Raw genomic sequence first — 17,125 nt, forward strand, 5'->3', positions numbered from 1 at the left:
AGCGTCATTCACGCGTAACCCAACTAGCGATTGAGAATAGGTCGGATGTGGCTCTGCTCAACAAATCTGCAAAACGGTCCCAATTGAGTTCGCGATTCCGGGAGAGAACGGCGAACTTGGATTTCTCGCTTAGCTTCTTTCGATCACAGAGTTTTTCGTTGTGAAGGTTCATCAGGCGATCCCATGCGTCCTGGGCGAGCGGAACAGGATATCGCCCGTCCCAAATCACTGCAGCCGAGAGAATTTCGAGCAAATCTTTCTCGTGCGAGTCGTACGACACTCCGGCGAGGTCGGCCAGCCTCTTCAAGTCATGTGTTTTAGGAGGCATCTGATTCTTCTCGATGAGGATTGCCTTGAGAATTGCCTCAAGAGACATGCCACAGAGCATGAAATAGATCGATCGGCTTGGTGTGCGAATCGTCGTTTCGCCGACCGCGTTCGGCTTCGGGCTGTCAATCGCCGACCAAATTAGTGCCGCAGCGTTCCGGAGGTCCTCGGACTTATTCCACCAATACGTGGAAATTCTCTGCTCGTCTGAAAATGATCCCATGTCACCAGCTTTCGTCGCCGTAGTAGTCGGCCATGTCGCGAGCATGGTCTTGCTCCATTTCAAGTTCCCACCGCAACCCTTCCGCTTTTGCTTCTTCGAGATGATCAGCCCAATAACAACAACCCTCCAGGTGCTTGGCGACCAATTCCATTCGTTCGCCGAATACTTCGACATTGATCAGGCTAGTGTCTTGAAGGAGACGTTTGCCTTTGATGTCCTCCGGATACCGAAACGCGTCGCCGCGAGGATCTAGCTCGACGAAGTCCTTCAGAATCGCCTCAACCTCATCTAGCCCTTCGTCGCCGGCGTCCAACTCGGCTAAATAGCGGCGCGCAATTTTCCAGTTGTCGATCAAATTATGCGTGAGTTTCACTTCCGCGTCGTCATCGCACAGTGAAGGTAAAACCCGTACAAGATGCTTCAGGGCTGTTTCGATGCCGTGTCGGTAGAGCATCACGAGCGGATAGATTAGGCTGTCCACGCTGACCGAGTTTTCCTTCAAACTTGCGACCAACCGAGCGCCGGCCTCAAAATAGCCGCTCGCGTAGCGATCAAATCCCGCTGGTTCCCGATTCCTCCCGACACAGGCATTCAAGCGCATGGCGGGGCCGGGGCGGAACAAACTATTGTGTTTGGTGCCGAATGGACCGTGATCAAAGGTGGCTTTGCGTTTTGCCATAGGAATAAAGATGCCTTCTCGTCCGTTGGGTTCGCGCGCAACTTAGCGGCTGGATTTGAGCTTCCCGACAACCTCCAAAAGACGTAGAGCACAAGCCTTTGCCTTCTCGGACGTGTCGCACTCCGAAGTATTCACGCGCTCGACGTGAGCTCCTTCGTGCCCGAGCATCGTCATTCGGTTGTGTGCCTCCAGCGGCGTTTCTTTGCGAACCCTGTCGCCGTCGACTTCCACGATCATGATGATGCCATCTTTCAAAACGACGAAGTCGGGCTCGATCCGCTTATACGTTTCACCGCCCCGGACGAAGAAGGGCTGCATGCCATTGCTATGGCGCATCGAAGAGACTAGGTCCCACCTGCTTCTGCTTGTTCTTGGGCCTTTTTACATTCACCGGCCGGAGGACGGCGACCACGGAGTTCTCGCCTTTGGCACCAAGTTGTTCGGTTGGGGTCCAAAGGGGAATCGCCCAGACTCGATACGTTCCGGACGCTTGTCCTAAGTCGAGGTAGCAGTCGCCATCGGCCGGCTCGCCGGTTGCGGCGGCCTGATAAATCGGGCTGTCTCCATCAACGGACTTATCTTTTGGCAAAAAGTATCCGTCGTTGATAAACGTCGGACTTGGAATCGAGTACTCAATTCGCAAACGAATCGCTTCGCGAATTTCCTGCTCGGGTTCGATGCCGAGCAGGTTCGTTTGGTTTTGTCGTCCAATTGTTCCAAGCTGAGTCGGCTTCAGCTTCCAAATAAAGAAGACGGCAGCAACCGATTCGGAGCACGTTTCAGCGAAACGACGGATGGTAGCCTCTCGCGAAGCGTGGTAGGTCGACGCGAGTCGAGCACAGTCCGATGCTCCGGCACACGCAGCGGCATCCCGGCTAAACCACGGCTGCGGAAACAAAAGCTCCGCAGCGCCGATGTCACACAGCATCTCAAGGTAATCCTCGGGATTTTGGCGGTCACGGTATCGGGCGTCGGTGCGGCACCACGCCTTCGATGTGTAGTCTGGGAAAAACGTGTGACTAATTTCGTGCGCAACGCTGAAGCGCTGACGGGTTTCCGGCTGGTCGGGATTCACCCGCATCGTCATCCCACCCTTCCCATCAGGAACCAATTCAGCGTCGGGGCTTTGCACCGGCAACTCGGTGCTGCGCGAGATTCCTCTCAGGCTCGCGAGCACGTCCATGCTGATTGGCAACGACGGTTCGCCAAACGATGCCGCATGCACGTCTAGAAGTTCCTTGGCCTTCATCCGGATGGCTTCAGGCGCGTCGCTGCAGCCGGTTGAGCGAATCAATTCATCGATTAGATCCCTCGTGGATCGTGCCCGTTGCGTCATGACGGCTTTCTCCGAACGGTGTTCGCAAGAAACAAATACAACTGATGCCACTGGTCGGCGGTCTGCGGCTGCGCGCCGCGAAACTTCATCGCAGCCAATTCTTGAAGATCGTTGGGACTCAGCGGCGTCGACTGCGCTGCCATGCGGTCGCGGAAATCGCGCAACGAGGGCGGAAGTTCCACGGGGCCCTGGGGTGCCTGAACTGTCGCGAGGGACAAAATCTCCGCTAGTGTGGTTGAAAGTGCGGTAGCAATTCTCAGCAGCACGTCCGCAGAAGGCTTCTTCACTCCGTCCTTATCGCGCTCTAGTTCCCATAAGTACGTCTTCGAGATATTCGCCTTCGTTGCGACTTCGTCGAGCGATAAGCCTTGGTCTTCCCGTAACTTGCGCAATCGATCTGCCAGGGCCATAGCCATCACTTCGCTCGGAGAATAGGTGGACACGTGGCACCAATGTACCACGTGCGTTCGCTGGAACAAGATTCCCCGTCAGTTATAGTTGACTCCGCCCTGACGGATCGTTATGTTCGCTATAGCTAACACGACGCTAGCACGCTTCCTGCAGGAAAGTCACGATGAAACCCGCCTCAAAATCACGACGAAAGGCCTCTCCAAAACGGTCCAAAACTGCTGTTTCGGACGACACTCTGCGCGACGTGACGCGGCATATTCTGCCGACCGTGGAACGCTTGCTCTGGGGACGAGCGGCGGCCCGATGTGAGTTTCGCGGCTGCAACCAAGCCCTTTGGAAATCCCCGGTCACGCAGGAGGCCGTGAACCTCGCACAGAAGGCGCACATCTATTCATTCAGCAGCGATGGCCCCCGGGGTAATAAAGGGATTTCCAAGCGGAAGCTCAATGACTTCGCCAATCTGCTGCTGGTCTGCCACGGTTGCCACCAGAAAATCGACAAGCAAAAAGATGGCGGCCGGTATTCGGTGGACCTCTTGCGACAATGGAAGGAAGACCATGAACGGCGCGTCGAAATCGTGACGGGCGTCGATCCTCGTAAGAAGAGTCACGTCGTCCTCTATGGCGCGAACGTGGGCGACCATAGTTCACCGTTACAGTTCGCGGAGGCGGCACAGGCATTGTTCCCGACGCTTCATCCGGCGGACGACAGGCCCCTGACGCTGGGGATGATCAACAACTCGTACAACGACCGAAACCCGAAGTTTTGGGAGGTCGAGTCAGAGAATCTGTCGGTCAAATTCGAGCAGCAGGTGAGAGAACGAATTCGGTTGGGTGCCATTGCGCACCTGTCTGTGTTCGCTATAGCGCCGCAGCCACTGCTCATCCTTTTCGGAACCTTAATGAATGACATCATGAGCGCGGAGGTTTTCCAGCGGCACCGCGAGCCGCAGACATGGAACTGGCTGAAGAAGGCACCGCGCCTAGAATTCCTCGTCGAGGCACCGGCTTCGTTCAACGGGGTTCCCGCGCTCGTCCTGGCCCTGAGCGCGGAGGTGACAGACGACAGGATCACTGGAGTACTCGGCCCAGACGCAAACATTTGGAGGGTGACGGTGGCCAGACCAAACATGGACTTGATCAAAAGTCGCAAGCAGCTGTCGGCATTCAGGACGCTCATGTGCGCACTGCTCGATCGAATCAAGGCGGCCCATGGGCAAACGACCACCCTTCACGTGTTTCCGGCGACCGGCGTGTCGTCGGCGATCGAGCTGGGCCGCGTGCGGATGCCAAAGGCGCATATGCCGTGGCAGTTGTACGACCAGGTTAACGCTCGGGGTGGCTTCATCCCGGCACTCTTACTTCCTTCTTGAGAAAGAACATGGACGCACTTTCACCCGAATTCGACCGATTGCTGCAGCTTGTCGTTGAGCACATCAGCATTCCAAAATCGCTCTACGAAAAGGCCGCAGCACGACATCGCTCGCTGGGCGAATTCTTGAAACGGGACGAATCCGGAATCAAGAAGTACGACCCTGACATTCGCCCTCAAGGCTCGTTTCGGTTTGGAACCGTAAATCGGCCGCTCAACGCAGATGACGAGTACGATCTTGACAACGTGTGCGTGCTCACGAGGCTCGGGAAGGCGGATCTAACGCAGAAGCAGTTGAAGCAGCTCTATGGGGAGGAAATCAAGGCGTATGCCCGCGAACGCGGCATGCTTGCCCCCGTGCATGAACACAATCGCTGCTGGCGCCTGCAGTATGCCGACGACCTGAACTTTCACCTCGACTCGCTGCCGTGCGTGCCCGAACTTGAGGCGGTCATTCTTCGCCTCGTTGATGCAGGTGTTCCGGAGGAATTGGCGGGCCGCGCCGTCGCCATCACGGATCTTCGCCATCCGCAGTACGAAGCAATCGCTCTCACCTGGCTGAGCAGTAATCCCCGGGGCTTTGCGCGATGGTTCGAGCAGCGCGCGGCGCTTGGGCGCAGTCTCATGACGCGGAACAAATCCGTTCAGGCAACCGTCGAGGACGTGCCGCCGTACGAATGGAAGACGACACTGCAAGGAAGTATTCAAATTCTGAAGCGGCACCGCGACGTCATGTTCCAGGAGACGCCCGATCTGGCCCCCATCTCGATGATCATCACCAACTTGGCGGCACGCGCATACGAGGGGGAAGTCACCATCGCGGAAGCTATTGCCAACGTCCTCGACAAGATGCCGATGTTCATCCAGAACAATCGGCCACGAGTGTCGAATCCCGCGGATCCTGCTGAGGATTACGCGGACAAATGGGCGTCGAACCCAAGACTCGAAAAGAATTTTTGGGAGTGGTATTACGCCGCGAAGAGCGATCTGTCACGACTGGCGTCCGAGCTAGATCGATTTTCTCTCAGCCGCGAGGTCGCAAATGTTTTTGCGGTCACGCTTACGCAGTCCGAACTGCGATCGCTGCAGGGCAATGTTCCAGCAAGGGTATCTGCGGTCGCTCGGGCGGCACCAACGCTCGTCATTCCTTCGGCCCCGAAACCCTGGAGTGATCATGCCTAAATCGTTCCGGCAACGGTACGAGGCGCTGCAAATTGAAGCACTCCTCGCGCAATATCCCGGCCTAAGAATTGTGCCTTCGCAGGATGAGCGATTGGCGCTGAAAGGGACTTTGGATTTTCATGTCATCGGACCGGCGAATGAAGATATCGCGGATTCCTACGAGATAACGTTGACCGTTCGACCAGGCTTCCCGAAGGTGCTGCCGGGTGTCAGAGAGACCGGCGGGAGAATCCCAAAGGACTACCACAAGCTCCACGGAGGCGAGTTGTGTGTTGGGGCGCCCACCGAAATCCGATTGCGACTTCGCGAAGTACCGACCCTTCTCACCTTCGTAGAGGGTTTCGTCGTGCCGTATCTATATGGGTATTCCCACCGCGAAAGACGCGGCACCATCCCCTACGGAGAGCTTGCCCACGGAAATGATGGTATCCGACAGCATCTCGCCACGATGTTTCGTGCGAAATCGATCGAACAATCGGAGGAGTTTCTTCGGTTAGCAGGAATGAAGAAGCGAACGGCCAACAAACTGCCGTGCCCATGTGGAAGCGGACGACGACTTGGGCGGTGCCACAATCGAAGCGTGAATCAGCGGCGCAAGGAGATTGGACGGCACTGGTTTGCAGCCGAATACGAACAGATTGCAGAGCTCTTGAAGTTGTATGACGACGTCGAAACGCCCCTCCCTCCATTGCGCAAACACCGGCTAGCTCTTTAAGCATTCGTCCAGCGGAACCTGTCAGCGATGACGGGCAAAACGATTGCAATGGCCAATCAGAAGTGGCATTCCTTCTCGACGTAATGTTTTCGCACAAGCTGGCATGGGTGAGTGGGAAACTGAAGGAGCAGTCACTCCCTAATTTCGGCAAAGATCCTGTCCTCTCCGTTGAATCATCCGACGCCTGTCCGCTTCAGACCAAGATTCTCAGGGCATTGAGAATCAGGTTAGCGAATGCGAGAAGTTCCTGCAGACCACTATGGTGTGGCCAATGGACTTCGACTACCGCTATTTCTTGCGTCTCTGTCTGCGAGCACGATGGACAACGCCAACAGGTCTATTGTCCAACTCGCGGACAGTCTGCACGGTCTCAGTGAATCCCCATTTGAGAAGGCGTTCGAAGAGATCGAGTCCCGCAGCTCGACGACGTTCATCCCGCTGCAATGTAATTGCGATGCTCGTCAGCGCTGAGTCAGCAAGGTCAAAATCTCTCCGATGCTCATCTTCCCGTTGTGCTTCCAATTGATCCAACAGCGCGCTGGCAAGTTTAAGTACAGCGTCAGGCATGGACGCCGCAAACAGTTCAAGCATTTCGGCGAAGTGGTATGCGCTAACATCTCGAATAAGGCTTGGATTTTCAGCGGTGACTTGCAAAATGCGTTTCGAGTCCTTAGTCGGAACAAAAGCCGTGTTGAGGAAAAGTTCCGAAAGAGCACTATTCGCGAAATCCGATCCGCGCTGGGCGATTGACTCGAAAACTGAAGTCGCCCGTGAACGGCACCGAGGATTCGCCCATAGTCTTGCTGCAGCGAATGCAATGCCCTTTAGCAACGGGCCATCCATGATCGACGCGGGTTTCATCGCCTCTTCGACCTTCTGATCGACAGATTCGAAGCCGTCCAGCATGATGTAGCTGACGCCGAACAATTCGCCCTTAGCTTGTTGTGCGAATGACCAGTCGCTTTTTCCTAGTTCCTCGCAATATCTCGCATACACTTGTGCGCCGAGGAGTTTACGTATTCCGGCGAGAAGTCGCGCGCCAAATCGTGAGTCGCGAACGGACGGATATTTTGCAAACAGTTCCTCAAGAAACGCAATGGCAGCTGAACTATTGCAGTATTGGAGCATCCGCAATTCGTGGCAGAATACTTTCCAAACTCGCGCGCTCTCAGCCCGACCGACGTGGGATTGCAGTACTTCGAGCCATTCCTCACTTGCGGGTGGTTCTCTGCGAATCAACCCGTAGGCCAACGCACATAGAATCCAATATGTACCACGAGGAAGTGTGTAGGTGCCGCCTCCGTCGAATACGACGCTCCGTGTCCGTTCATCGTCGGATTCGCCAATATCGCCAGACTCATCGGTGCGAAATACCCACTGACTCAACCAGGATTTCAGCAGGTTGCAAATGTCGGCCGGTAGACCATCAGCTTGTCCGGCTCGACGAGTGCAGGAGCTCGCAACTGAATCTTGGAAGTCCTGCGAATTGAAGCCGAGACCCACCAGTTCGTGAATCAGAGAGAAATAGTCGATGGACGGAAAGGCTGTATCCCCAATCGACCGAATGACAAAAGATGCGGGTACTTGGTGATCTGTACTTCGAAGCTGCTTCAATATTTTGGCAGCCCGTTCAGGACTCGATTTGGCGAGTTCAGCCAACGCCGTCGACGCCTCCACCGTTCCACCTACCCCGCTGTGCCTGGGATGCCAGTCGGCGCCATCAGGCAATTCGTCAAACAACTTCAGAACTTGCGCGTCCTGAGCGAGGTTCATCTGCTCGGTCGACATCGGACTCAAGACTTTGCCAAATTCAGTTTCAGATGTAACTTCTTCCATTCTTTTCTTGACTGTCGGCAGTGCAGTTTCTTCTGCAGTTAAGGAAGCCTTGGACTCGCTTGAGAGCAGCTCAGTAGGAATTGATAGCTGCAGCCATAGGCGGGCCTCACGGTCCCATTGCCTTCTATCGCGTCGGGTCTCTACGTCTTCATCGGGTATGTTTGGCTGATATTCGGTCCAGTTGGCAATGCACTTTTCCAAGTCTCGCAGACGCGATTCGCCGAGTTCTGGCGAGATCTTCGCAATCAATGCACGCGTTTCGCTATGTGGTTCTTGGTAGTCGCCTACCATGAGCCGTCTGGAATCAGACATTAGGTACTCAAACGACAAAGATGCTGACTCCGGTGCCAGCTCAACGAGAGTTCGGCAGAGCAATCGTTGCACCAGCATAGAGTCGCTGACCATTGCTTTTCGAAAGAATCGTTCAAATGCTGGAAAGTCATGCTGACCTAGCTCCAACATCGCGACCAGCACCGCGCTCATTAGAGGGTGCCGCACATCGGAGTTGCTGTCGAAGTCATAGTGCACATGCGACGACCTGTAGCGGTTGATGATGTGATGAACGCCGTCAAGTGTTAAGTCGATTGCCTCAGTGAGTGCCGGCCACATTTCATTTAGAAACTCCATCGGGGCCGCTTCAGCAATCGCGGGCATGTCGTATCGGCCATCAGCGGAGTCAAGCAACTTGCAAATCGGGTTGTTGAGCCTTCGCGTAAACTCGGCGGATAATCGCTCGGCCAGATCGGCATTGTCTGGCACGGTATCACTCTGTGATGCTGCGGCAGTTCGCACTGCATTCAGTTGTCGTCGGAATTCGACTGCCACGATCCGAGGCGCTAGTTTGGGGGTGTACGCGGCGGCCTTGCTTGCGATGCTGGTAACAAACGACTCGTTGATTGTCGACCTGGCGACGATTTTGCAGATGATGGAAATTGCTCGTTCATTCCAGTGCGCAAATTCGTCGAAAATCCGGAATGTCAGTCGGTCCATATCCGGATCTTGGAGCCAATATTTCTCGATGAGGTCGAGAACGCTGCCAGGTGAATGATTAGCCGCGATTGATAACAATTGCACGATCTGCCATTCCGCACCGTGCGGGGTCTGCATCACGTCCGCAATGTGGCTGTCTCGCAGTCGATCGAACCATCCTTTACTATTCGAAATCGCTAACAGTGCGCGTCGTCGAAAGTCATCATTTTCCAGCCAATTCGTTAACCATGCTTCCTCTTCTCCATCCGGGTCCTGCAGCCGTCCAATAAAGTCGAGTAGCAGGTGTTGGACGTGTAGTCGCAGGGATTCCGAGCATAGCCGGGTCATCTGTTTTCGGTATGCATCCTTCGATGCCTCTCGTAAATAACCAAGTGTGCTCCAGAGCGTCGGGCGAATGAAAAGCGCGTGCTGCCGCTGAATTACGTATTCCGCAAAATCAGTTTGACCTTGGACGATTGCTCGCGCCCTCGCATGGCTGAGCAGAGTTTGGTGCTGGAAACCAAACTGGAAGCGGTTGTCCGAAATCTTCAAAATTCCATCGGCCACCAGCTGGTTCAACGTAGCCCGTCGTGCATCAAACTGAGCAAGTGGCAGCCAGAGCACTTCTCTGTTCGACATTTCTTCCGAAATAGCAGCAAGCAAGATAGACTTTGCGTCCGCATCCGCAGATCGTGTTACTTTTCTGTACCAGAGCTCTTCTAGCATCTGTTGATAAGAATCGAATACGCGTTGTTCAGACGAGTCGGTAAGCTGCTCAACGAACAACTTGAGATTCTGCGGGGCTCGCAAGACCTCTCTGAAATTCGCGGGCCAATTCTCAGCCTGTGTCCCGCGTTTTTGGAGAATAGCAGCGATGGTCTCCCAGCTCGGCAACGAAAGTACGACCTCCTCGGCGTTGATCGTTCGAAATCTGGCATCATGAGCGAATTCAAACGTTCGGCTCGATGCAATGACATAAACGTTTGGAGTTTCGGCCAGTTCGTGAATCAGATTCAGAAGTACGTTCAATCGACCCGACCGCAGATCAACTAGGTCGGCCACGGCATCTAGCTGATCAATTAGAACAACTACCTTTTCGGTTGCGGCCAAGGTCTTGACACAATCCGCAACGGTGCCAGAAAAATCGAGCCGTTCGGCGAGTTTCCCAAGAGTGTCTACATGCACATCTAGAGTGTCTGCTTTGATTGCCAAGCAAGTCACTCCACTTTCCCGAAGAGAAATTCCAAGTTGGGCTAGGAGTGCGGACTTACCGCTACCTGGTTCGCCGAGCAGAACGCTTACGAGGGTTGGTTTGGATTGAATGTCATTCAGGAGTATTTCGACTTCGGGGCGTTCGATCCAGATCTGCGCACCGAGAGTCCGTGGCCAACTTAGTAGCGTTTGCGAGGCGCTGGCAATCTTCTTCCGAATGTCGTGGATTGGGAGCGTTGTTGACGGAATCTCTGCAGATTGCCTATCGCTACTTTGCAGAACGCTTCGAATAGGTTCTAGGGCAATTTCGAGCTCATCGCGGATGTCGTTTCGGACATCCGCGCGGGTTGCATCAACTACTTTGCGAACTCCGAAGAAGCTGTCTAGGAGTGTGGGATCGTGGGTAAAAATGTCTTGCGTGATTGCGAGTCCACCTTGCCGATCACCAAATGGCCACCATTCGTTTGCGAACTGCAGCAGATCGTCGGAGGGGGCTTGCTTCAAGAATTTCGAGAGGTAGTCCTTCGCGTGCCTAGTCCACTCACTTTGATATTGAATTAGATCCTGTGATGTTGCCGTCAGGTCCCTGGATACGAAAAAGACGACCTCATCGGGTTGCTCGGGAATGGCTTTCGAGAACACATTGACGTACACCTTCGCCATCTCTGAGGCGACCTCAGATATGCTGACATTTGTTGCGAAGTTTTTGCATTGAATGAGCCGCGTGCGGCCACTCGTGGACACATGGATTATGTCGCGACCCATGTCCGCAGTCTTGCCGTAGTAGTAAATGCGATCGCTGGGAAACTGTTTCCGAAGGAGCAAAAAGCATAGGACTTCAAATTCGTCACCGCTCAGCTTCGAGAATGGCAGTGCGTGATCGGCCTGCAGCCAATCTGGCTTACTTCTTTGAGTAGGCAGCTCCCGAAGTGAATCATCGGGTGATTCCGTAGTTGTTCTCGACATGTAGCTGGCCCAGAGGAAAGGCAGGGAGAGATTCACAGATTCTACGGCAAATGCTCTAGGATTGGTTGCGACAACGCTGCACGAACGAGCGGGTGTGAAGGAGCCGAATCAGCACGACGGAGCGTTCGTCGGGAAGGTCAGGCGGGATTGGCCAGAGTACGCTGTATTCCGCGAACTTCACCTGATCTTCAGCCGTCTCTGGACAGGGGAAATACACATGTTCAAGAAGGATTGGCCGAAGTACCACGCTGGGTGGGCCAGCGTCGGCCTGCAGACCTGCGAGAGCTATGTAAAGATCGTCAGCAAGGTGCTCGCGGAAGAGGTGAACTGCGCGGCCTTCCAGTGTTCCTCCTGCCCGTCGGAGGTCTGGTTGAATACAAAGCAGTGTGCATGCAGGTGCGGATCGGGAATGCCTTCGACCGGCCGTGCCGTGAGATGTACGAATTCACCCCAGGCAAGATTGCCGGTGACACGTTCGTCGTCCCGGCCGCCGGTCCGCACGCGGGTTTTTACTTCCGCTTCGATGTCTTCCATCGTTTCGCGCACCGCGCCCTGGAACGGGGCCTGTATTCGCTCGTCGCCCTGCAGCAGGTACGCCAGCGAGACGCCTTTGGGCACGCTGAAGTTGAAGTCGTACCCGATCGTCCGGTCGGATTTGGTTCGCGGGCTTAAGCGGCCGCCGAGCCTTGGATCAAGATTGTCGCACAGCGCTTCGAAATCCCGCTGCTCGGTCTGGCCTTCAAGCCCCAGCAGCGCAGCACCCTTCCCGCCCCAGTATCCGGCGAGTTCCTGTCCTTCGGTGTAATAGTCGGCCTTGGAGTAGTAGCTCTTGGCACCTGCTGAAGACCGGTTCTGGATGATGCGGAGCATACTCAGTAATTAGCGCGAACCGTCAATCAATACCAGAAAAAAACTATAAGTCCTCGCCCCCATCGTAGCGATTCGATACATATCCAGTACAATTGCTGTCACTGCTAGCACCTATGGCTCGCGTTTACCTTTGTTTTGCAGCGGGGGCGATATGGAACTGGTCCGGATTCATGCCTATGAGGTAATACCTCAACGCCTCGCCAAGACACCAACGCCGCCGCGCGGCGGAGCGATTAACGCGGATAAAGACTTCGAGGCCATTCTCAACGACTATTTCCAGAAATCGAAACTGGACGCGCGGCCGATGGTGAACCTGCGCAAAGCGAGCAAGGGAAGCGGCTCGACCCATGAACTACGCGACCACGCTTTGGCGTATTGCTTTAGCTCCGCGCCGGCTGCCAAGAGCGCTGCTGTCGCGATCGCCACCCGGCTTGGAGATTCGATGGATGATCGCTCTGATTCGACGCTCCTCATGCTGGCCGCCTATAAGGATGATCCCGTGCGCCGGCTCGTGATGTGGGCCTTCCCAAAAGAAGAGCCCTTCCAGTTTTCTTCAAGCCAAGAACGGGCGCGGATCAAGGTACTCAAAAACGCTTTCAGCCGGTCCTCGTCATTTAAAAAGGGAGCGTTGCTCCAGGGCCCCAACACAAATGCGGCTTTCTGGACCGGCCGTGTTATTGACAAGCAGGGTGAAAGCGGGCCCGGCACCGCGGCCGATTATTGGGTAAGCCTGTTTCTCGACAGCGTGCCTTCGCTAAACGGCACTGCTGGAACGAGGGTGCTTGCGAAATGCCTGCGGTCCACGTTCGATTCGCTGGCCGATAAATCGGCTCGCGACCAGCTCACGCATGCGATTGTGGCCGTCCGCGCATCCACCCGCAAGCAATGGTCCCTGAATATGTTTGCCAACGAGTACCTGACGGATAAAACCAAGACGGCGTTTCTCGCTCATGCGCCTGCAGAGGCGCGCAGATCGGTTTTTACACTCAACAAAGACGAGTTTACGGAGAAGCTCCAGTACATGGTTTATACCACGCAGGACAACGTCGTCATTGCCGCGCCGTTTGCCACGATCAACCAGTCGGTAAAGATTCAGGACAAGGCGGCGCAGCGCCAGATTAAATACCAGGGCGTCGTTGTCGGCGAAAAATTGAGGGCCTAGCGTGACCGATGAACTCACTGACGCCTACCGCCTCCGGCGTCCGCTCTTGCTCGCCGCCGCGGCCGAAATCCAGCAGGAACTGGCGGAGTTCCTCGCGGATCAAAAGCTGGCTTGCCGCGCCAGCGCCACCGTCGCCACGGCCGAGGAATTCACGGCCGCACTCGCCCGGCGGAAAGACCTTTTGTCGCATCCGCTGACGGATGCGGATGACCAGATTGTTGGGCGGATCGACGTCTACGACTTCCAGAATGTCGCCGTCGCCGAAGACCTGGTGGGAAAGCTATACACCGTCCATTCAGCCGATTGGCTGGATGCGCAGGCCGGAAAGGCACCCGTTCGCCGACTCAGCTGTGTCGTCCCCCTTCAGGCCATGCCGGATGGCTGGAGTTCCAGGCGTGACGTCCCTGTTTATTTTCGCCTCGATATTGAGGCGACGCAGCAACCGCCGCCTGCCCTGCGTCCGCTGCCGCGCGTGGTATACCCTCCGGACCCGCATGCTCCACTGGCGCTGATCATGAAGGGAGGCGGCATCAAGGGCCTGGCGTATGTCGGTGCGCTCGAAGAGCTGACGAAACGCTATCGCTTCAACTGGTTCGTAGGCACGTCCGCAGGCGCGATTACCGCGATCCTGCTGGGAGCGGGATATACGCCGGAAGAAATGAAGAAGCTCATGAGCGAAAAGGACTTTCGCGACTTCTTCGACGCGTCCTGGTACATGTATCCCTCCAATTTAATCTTTCACCAGGGGCTACATCACGCGAACGCGTTCACCATCTGGCTGGATGAGTTGCTCGCGAATAAGCTCAACAGCCAGCAACGCGTCCGGCTTAAGGACCTGCCGCACCGGGTCACCGTCTACGCGTCACGCCGCGGACGCCGGACCCTGAAGTTCGATTCAATCGATGCCGACGCCGATGCGGCTTACGCCGCCCGGTGCAGCATGTCGATCCCTTACGTATTCGTTCCGCAGAAAGAGCAGGGCATCCATACCTATGACGGCGGCATCCACCAGAATTTTCCGGTGGAAGAGTTGCTTCGCGACCATCCGGGCACTGAATTCGTCAGCCTCTTCCTGGGACCGGAAATCTACGAGACGCCGAAATCCCGTTTCGTGATCAGCGACCTGCTTTCGATCTGGACGGAAGGCGCTGACATCGAAACCGTATCGCGCTACCGTGACCAAACGGTTGTCATCGATCCGCGTCCGGTGGGCACCCTCGACTTCGACCTCTCCGCCGACGAGAAAGAATATCTGCTCGCCTGCGGCCGGACCGGCGCCCTTGCTCACCTGGCGAGCGAAGCGGAATGCACCGCCGCACGAACCGCCCGTGACACGCTGAAGGCGACCATCCTGCCGATACGCACGAAGCGTTGGCGGTGGAAATGGGCTCGACGCACCCTTTATTGTGCGTTAGCCGGACTGGCCTATGTTGCCTATCGCATCTTCTTTTAACGCGGCGCTAGAACGAAGCGCTCATCGGCAACACACAGGCGGGTTCATCGGCACGGGCCGTCAGGTTGTACGGATTCCCTGAAGCGTCTGAAACGCCGTTCAAGCGATCGGCTTGTTCATCGCACTAGCTAGGCGAACCTGCCGCCATGACTTCTGCTGTGTTGAGACTTAATACAACCAGCAGGCTTGCGAACACGCTCCGCGGCAGACTGCCTCGTTTCGCTTTGGCAGACATTTTATTGCAGGCCATTAATACTCCAACGCGACCCACTTTTAAGACCGGCTGCTGCTCGGTTCCATCACACCGATAGCACCCCGCCCTCCATGGCGGCCGGGTGACTTTCAGGCTCCGCGTTCGCTGCGGTCCCGAGTACGGGACGGACGCCCGTCCCCTTCCCGCCCCCTGGTGCATGAATACCGGGGGAGCATCCCCCAGGCCGTCAAGGCTCACGACACGCTCCCTGCGCGGCTCCTCCCCGATCTTCCGCGCTCGCGGGTACGCGTCGCTTGTGCAGACCGGGTGCCCCTCCGCTGCGGTCGGCCTTGACTGCCTTCCCCCTCGGTTCGTGGTCTTCGACCCCCGGCTCTCAGGAAAGAGCGCGGGGCTCTTTTCATTTCATTCAAGAGGAGACAGAAGACCATGACTACCACTTCCAACACCACCAAAAGGGCAGACGTTTATTCACGGGTAACCGATCGCATCGTTGCCGAACTAGAGGCGGGCGTGAGGCCTTGGCTGAAACCGTGGAACGCGGAACATGCAGCCGGACGGATCACGCGGCCATTGCGATTCAATGGCGAACGCTATAGCGGTATCAATGTTTTGATGTTGTGGGCTGAGGCGGAAACCAAGGGCTATGCCTGCCCCATCTGGATGACGTTTAACCAGGCCCGCGAGCTGGGCGGGTTCGTGAAGAAAGGCGAACATGGCTCCCCCGTTGTGTACGCCTCCAAATTCAAGAAGAGCGAAACCGACGACGCCGGGCAGGAAGTCGAACGCGATATTCCCTTCCTTAAGGAATACACCGTTTTCAACGTCGAGCAGATCGAAAGCCTGCCCGACTGGTACTACCAGCTGAAGGAAACCCCGAAGCCACAGCTGCAACGCATCGAGGCGGCCGACCGGTTCTTCGCGAACACGAAGGCCGACATCCGCACCGGCGGCACGCAGGCCTATTACGCCGCGGGCAGCGATCACATCCAGATGCCCCGCTTCGAGTGCTTCAGCGACGCAGAAAGCTACGCGGCCACGCTGGCCCATGAGCTGACACACTGGACCAAGCATGCCTCCCGGCTGAACCGGGAGTTCGGTCGTAAACGCTGGGGCGATGAAGGCTACGCGATGGAAGAACTCGTCGCGGAACTTGGCTCGGCGTTCCTTTCGGCCGACTTGCGGATCACGCCCGAAGTGCGGGACGACCATGCGAGCTACGTCGCTAACTGGCTGAAGGTCCTGAAGGACGACAAGCGGGCGATCTTCACCGCCGCCAGCTACGCAAGCCGGGCGGTTGATTTCCTGCATGGCCTGCAGCCGCAGGAAGGCTAACGCCCCCTCTTCTTTGCCAGCCGCCACAAGGCGGCTGGCTTTCTTTTGTTCGCATATTCCCTAGGAATCACAATGGACCCCTATCAAACCTATCTCGACATGTTTGCCGCAATGCGCGATGGCGAATTTGAAAACGCTCGCGAATTAGCGTTGGCCCTGAAAGACTGGTTCGCCAAAGGCGGCTTCTATCCCTACCAGGTTACCGAAACGGCGATGCACGCCTATATCGCTTCTGTACTTCGCCGCACTGCCGGACATGGCCCAGCCCCTGCCTTCTCATTGGTCTGCCGCTACTGCGACGCAGGCGACGGTCTCGCGACCGAAGCAGCCGCGATCGCCGAAGGCTGGAGTGAGATCGAACTCGCCCTCGCCTTGCCGATGGCGAATTACTGCGGGCTCTGCCCAGACTGCAAGACGCGGGACCAGTAACCGCTAACTATCACGCCGCATGGCCCTGGCAACTCTGCCGGGGCTTTTTTTCCCGGAGAACGGACGCGTGTCAGGACTGCAATAATCGGGACACGCGGCGGATTACTTGAGGCATCCCTGCCTCGATTTTTAGCCCGCCATCCATGGCGGGCGTTTGCATTGCCGCGCTAATAGCGCTCGCTGATGCCCTTCTCGGACACCTTCGAGAGGTTCTGAATATTCACCCGGTTCGGCAGGTCGGGGTTGTCCCATTCGATTTCAGCAAGCAGCGTCTCTTTGCCAAGCGGTACGAGGGCCGTAACGGTTCCGCGCGCAAACGGCACGTCACCCGTCTGCTGTCCCGTGCTCTGCAAAAACTGGCGGCTGTAGCAGACTTTGTCACCGACGGCGATCGCTGGTTTCGTATGTTCCTTCCAGTTCATCGCCTACATACACGCG

General features: G+C 56.2%; 15 protein-coding genes. 7 read left to right on the forward strand and 8 right to left on the reverse strand.

Going from position 1 to position 17,125, the window contains the following annotated elements; genetic code table 11:
• Positions 1–4: 4 nt before the first annotated feature.
• The 5 genes from M9Q49_RS11970 to M9Q49_RS11990 are packed head-to-tail and all read right to left on the reverse strand — an operon-like array spanning position 5 to position 2,981.
• Positions 5–595: a HEPN domain-containing protein gene (locus M9Q49_RS11970; RefSeq protein WP_254508978.1), complete on the reverse strand. Its 591-nt coding sequence runs from the start codon at positions 593–595 to the stop codon at positions 5–7.
• Positions 552–1,229 (reverse strand): hypothetical protein, encoded by a 678-nt coding sequence (locus tag M9Q49_RS11975; RefSeq protein ID WP_254508979.1) that lies wholly within the window; start codon positions 1,227–1,229, stop codon positions 552–554. Before M9Q49_RS11975 ends, M9Q49_RS11970 begins: the two co-directional genes overlap by 44 nt.
• A gap of 42 nt (positions 1,230–1,271) precedes the next feature.
• Positions 1,272–1,547: a hypothetical protein gene (locus tag M9Q49_RS11980; protein ID WP_254508980.1), complete on the reverse strand. Its 276-nt coding sequence runs from the start codon at positions 1,545–1,547 to the stop codon at positions 1,272–1,274.
• Between the two features lie 7 nt (positions 1,548–1,554).
• Positions 1,555–2,523 carry an ImmA/IrrE family metallo-endopeptidase gene (locus M9Q49_RS11985; RefSeq protein ID WP_254508981.1) on the reverse strand — a complete coding sequence of 323 codons (969 nt, stop codon included), beginning with the start codon at positions 2,521–2,523 and terminating at the stop codon, positions 1,555–1,557.
• Positions 2,524–2,561: 38 nt separating this feature from the next.
• Positions 2,562–2,981: a helix-turn-helix domain-containing protein gene (locus M9Q49_RS11990; RefSeq protein ID WP_315861199.1), complete on the reverse strand. Its 420-nt coding sequence runs from the start codon at positions 2,979–2,981 to the stop codon at positions 2,562–2,564.
• A 158-nt stretch (positions 2,982–3,139) separates the two neighbouring features.
• On the opposite strand from M9Q49_RS11990, the gene M9Q49_RS11995 reads away from it, so the two are divergent.
• From M9Q49_RS11995 to M9Q49_RS12005, 3 genes are read left to right on the forward strand one after another with little or no spacing between them, the layout of a single operon-like run.
• Positions 3,140–4,348, forward strand: a complete 1,209-nt coding sequence (locus M9Q49_RS11995; RefSeq protein ID WP_254508982.1) for an SAVED domain-containing protein — start codon at positions 3,140–3,142, stop codon at positions 4,346–4,348.
• Positions 4,349–4,356: 8 nt separating this feature from the next.
• On the forward strand, positions 4,357–5,529 hold the full coding sequence (locus tag M9Q49_RS12000; protein ID WP_254508983.1) for a nucleotidyltransferase domain-containing protein: 1,173 nt from the start codon (positions 4,357–4,359) through the stop codon (positions 5,527–5,529).
• Positions 5,522–6,244: an SEC-C domain-containing protein gene (locus tag M9Q49_RS12005; protein ID WP_254508984.1), complete on the forward strand. Its 723-nt coding sequence runs from the start codon at positions 5,522–5,524 to the stop codon at positions 6,242–6,244. Before M9Q49_RS12000 ends, M9Q49_RS12005 begins: the two co-directional genes overlap by 8 nt.
• Before the next feature lie 288 nt (positions 6,245–6,532).
• Here the strand turns inward: M9Q49_RS12005 and M9Q49_RS12010 are convergent, their stop codons facing one another.
• Both M9Q49_RS12010 and mobF read right to left on the reverse strand, forming a co-directional pair.
• Entirely contained in the window at positions 6,533–11,263 is a 4,731-nt protein-coding gene (locus M9Q49_RS12010) for an ATP-binding protein (RefSeq protein WP_254508985.1), read from the reverse strand.
• Positions 11,264–11,512: 249 nt separating this feature from the next.
• Positions 11,513–12,097, reverse strand: coding sequence for a MobF family relaxase (gene mobF, locus M9Q49_RS12015; protein ID WP_254508986.1), 585 nt, complete (start codon positions 12,095–12,097; stop codon positions 11,513–11,515).
• Positions 12,098–12,248: 151 nt separating this feature from the next.
• On the opposite strand from mobF, the gene M9Q49_RS12020 reads away from it, so the two are divergent.
• From M9Q49_RS12020 to M9Q49_RS12035, 4 genes are all read left to right on the forward strand, one after another.
• Positions 12,249–13,259 carry a hypothetical protein gene (locus tag M9Q49_RS12020; protein ID WP_254508987.1) on the forward strand — a complete coding sequence of 337 codons (1,011 nt, stop codon included), beginning with the start codon at positions 12,249–12,251 and terminating at the stop codon, positions 13,257–13,259.
• A 1-nt stretch (position 13,260) separates the two neighbouring features.
• Positions 13,261–14,712, forward strand: coding sequence for a patatin-like phospholipase family protein (locus tag M9Q49_RS35735; RefSeq protein ID WP_254508988.1), 1,452 nt, complete (start codon positions 13,261–13,263; stop codon positions 14,710–14,712).
• Positions 14,713–15,352: 640 nt separating this feature from the next.
• Complete coding sequence (locus M9Q49_RS12030; RefSeq protein WP_254508989.1) at positions 15,353–16,258, forward strand: ArdC family protein; 906 nt, start codon at positions 15,353–15,355, stop codon at positions 16,256–16,258.
• A gap of 72 nt (positions 16,259–16,330) precedes the next feature.
• Positions 16,331–16,687 carry a hypothetical protein gene (locus tag M9Q49_RS12035; RefSeq protein WP_254508990.1) on the forward strand — a complete coding sequence of 119 codons (357 nt, stop codon included), beginning with the start codon at positions 16,331–16,333 and terminating at the stop codon, positions 16,685–16,687.
• A gap of 167 nt (positions 16,688–16,854) precedes the next feature.
• On the opposite strand, the gene M9Q49_RS12040 is transcribed toward M9Q49_RS12035, so the two are convergent.
• Positions 16,855–17,109, reverse strand: a complete 255-nt coding sequence (locus M9Q49_RS12040) for a hypothetical protein (protein WP_254508991.1) — start codon at positions 17,107–17,109, stop codon at positions 16,855–16,857.
• Positions 17,110–17,125: the final 16 nt, after the last annotated feature.

The sequence above is a fragment of the Anatilimnocola floriformis genome (genome assembly GCF_024256385.1).
Lineage (GTDB): Bacteria > Planctomycetota > Planctomycetia > Pirellulales > Pirellulaceae > Anatilimnocola > Anatilimnocola floriformis.